Consider the following 2,592-nt stretch of genomic DNA (forward strand, 5'->3'; position numbering starts at 1 on the left):
CCCGACGTGTTGCCGCCGCCGCCGAGCGCGGCGAGAACGGCGTCGTAGGACGGCTTCTTCTGGTAGTTGCCGTCGAGCAGCAGCGGGGTGTCACTGCTGCGCCAGCTGTACTTGTCGGTGACGCCCCACACCGTGATGCCGGTGCAGCGGGTCACGGCCAGGCAGCCCTTGACGATGGTGGAGTAGCTGTTGGCCTGCGCGGTGCCGGAGCCCGCGACGTCCACCTCGGTCATCTGCACGTCGACACCGAGGTCGGCGAAGCGCTGCAGGTTGGCCTGGAAGTCGGACGGGACCGGGGACTGGGAGTTGAAGTGCCCCTGGAAGCCCACGCAGTCGATCGGGACGCCGCGGGCCTTGAAGTCCTTGACCATGTTGTAGACGGCGGTGCTCTTCGCGTTGACGCCGTCGGTGTTGTAGTCGTTGTAGCAGAGCTTGGCGTTCGGGTCGGCGGCCCGCGCGGTGCGGAAGGCCTCCTCGATGTAGCCGTTGCCGATCTTGTCCTGGAAGGGCGAGCTGCGGCGGGCGCCGGAACCGCCGTCCTGGAAGGCCTCGTTGACGACGTCCCACGCGTAGATCTTGCCCTTGTAGTGGGTCATGACCTGGGTGATGTGGTTGTTCATCGCCGACTCGAGCGCCGAGGCGCTCAGGCCCGACACCCAGCCGGGCAGCTGCTGGTACCAGACCAGCGTGTGCCCGCGGATCAGCATGTTCTGCGCCTGGGCGTGGGCGACGATCTGGTCGCCGGGACCGAAGTTGAACGAGTTCTGGCTCGACTCGATCGTGTCCCACTTCATCTCGTTCTCGGGCGTGACCGCGCCGAACTCGGCGTCCAGGGCCGCCGCGTAGGCGGACTCGCCGAGGTGGGCCGTGCTGACCGCGGCACCGAAGTAGCGGCCTTGCGCCGCCGCCGCGTTGCCCAGGGTGCCGACCGCGTGGGCGGTGCCGGCGGTCGCCATCAGGCCGATGGCCGCCACTGCACCTGCCGTGCCCGCGGCGATGGCGATCCGCAGACCGGAGCGACGCCGCCTGCCCGGCTCGCTGCCGTCTCGGGGGGTGTGACTGATCACTTCCAACCTCTTCTTCCTCTTCTGCTGGCAGTCCGGGTCAGCACGAGGTGCACCGGCCCGAACGGGTGGGGGTCCATTCGCGAGGGTGGTGACAGCCACGGGAGTTGTGCCGCTGGCGCGGCGTGGCCGGGAGGAGGTGATTCGCTGGCCAGTGTGGACCCTGGGCTTCGAAACGTCAACGACTGCTTTCCGATCCTTTCCGAAACAACCGGACGGCTGCAGTCGGCTTTTGACAGGGTGTCGGACAGTGTCGTGATGCCTGCGTGCGGGCGGTTTTCCGGCGGCGGAGCACGGGTGGCCGTCCGGTCGTGCCGATCTGACCGCAGCCTGTGGGACATCGCCGGATGTATTGACTCTGTCACTTTGCGGCCATATGGTGCCCGAAACATTCGCGCAAGGGTCGAAATCTTTCGCAAAGTCATCGGGCGCCCGCGCCCGTGCACCGCCCAGGCAGGAGAGGGAGCCTCCGCCGGGGCGGCACCGCCCCGAAAGGACACGCCATGCCCCCCACACGAGCGCCGGGCGGCGGCTCCACCGCCGGCACCCGTCATGGCAGCGGCAGGAAGCGCCTCGCCGCGCTGCTGACCGCGCTGCTCGCCACGGTCGCCTCGATCCTGACCGCGGTCACCCTGTCCGCCCAGAGCGCCGCCGCGGCCTCGCTCACCGAGGTCACCAACTTCGGCAGCAACCCGGGCAACCTGCGGATGTACGAGTACGTGCCGAACTCGGTGAAGCCCAACCCGGCGATCCTGGTCGCCGTCCACTACTGCACCGGCACCGGCCCCGCCTTCTACTCGGGCACCGAGTTCCACACGCTCGCCGACCAGTACGGCTTCATCGTCATCTACCCGGACGCCAACGTCAGCGGCCAGTGCTTCGACGTCTCCTCCGCGGGGGCGCTCACCCACAACGGCAGCAGCGACCCGGCGAGCATCGCCTCGATGGTGTCCTACGTCGAACAGCACAACAGCGCGGACGCCAGCCGGGTCTACGTGACCGGCGCCTCGTCGGGCGCGATGATGACCGATGTGCTGCTGGGCGACTACCCGGACATCTTCAAGGCGGGCGCGGCCTTCATGGGCGTGCCCTTCGCGTGCTTCGCCACCTCCGACGGTTCGGGCTGGAACAGCGCCTGTGCCAACGGCCAGATCAGCCACACCCCGCAGGAGTGGGGCGACCTGGTACGCGGCGCCTACCCCGGCTACAGCGGCCCGCGGCCGCGCGTCCAGCTGTGGCACGGCACCGCGGACACCACGCTGAACTACAACAACTTCGGCGAGGAGATCAAGCAGTGGACCAACGTGCTGGGCGTGAGCCAGACCCCGGTCCTCACCGACAGCCCGCAGTCCGGCTGGACCCACACCCGCTACGGCACCAACTCGGCGCAGGCACCGGTCGAGGCCTTCAGCATCTCGGGTGTCGGCCACTCGCTGCCGACCAACGGCATGGCGGCCCGCGCGATCACCTTCTTCGGCCTCGACGGCTCCGGTAGCACCTCGGGCGGTACGTCGACGGGTACGTCCAC

At 68.8% G+C, this 2,592-nt stretch carries 2 protein-coding genes; one reads left to right on the top strand and one right to left on the bottom strand.

Annotation, left to right across the window (positions count from 1 at the left end):
* Positions 1–956, bottom strand: a 956-nt coding sequence (locus JT723_RS34550; RefSeq protein WP_205048865.1) for a glycoside hydrolase family 10 protein, incomplete at its 3' end; no start/stop codon positions are given.
* A gap of 611 nt (positions 957–1,567) precedes the next feature.
* On the opposite strand from JT723_RS34550, the gene JT723_RS34555 reads away from it, so the two are divergent.
* Positions 1,568–2,592 (top strand): extracellular catalytic domain type 1 short-chain-length polyhydroxyalkanoate depolymerase (locus tag JT723_RS34555; protein WP_205048864.1); only part of this gene is annotated, 1,025 nt, incomplete at its 3' end.

Origin of the sequence: Actinacidiphila bryophytorum (assembly GCF_016916835.1) — a bacterium.
GTDB classification, from domain to species: Bacteria; Actinomycetota; Actinomycetes; order Streptomycetales; family Streptomycetaceae; genus Actinacidiphila; species Actinacidiphila bryophytorum.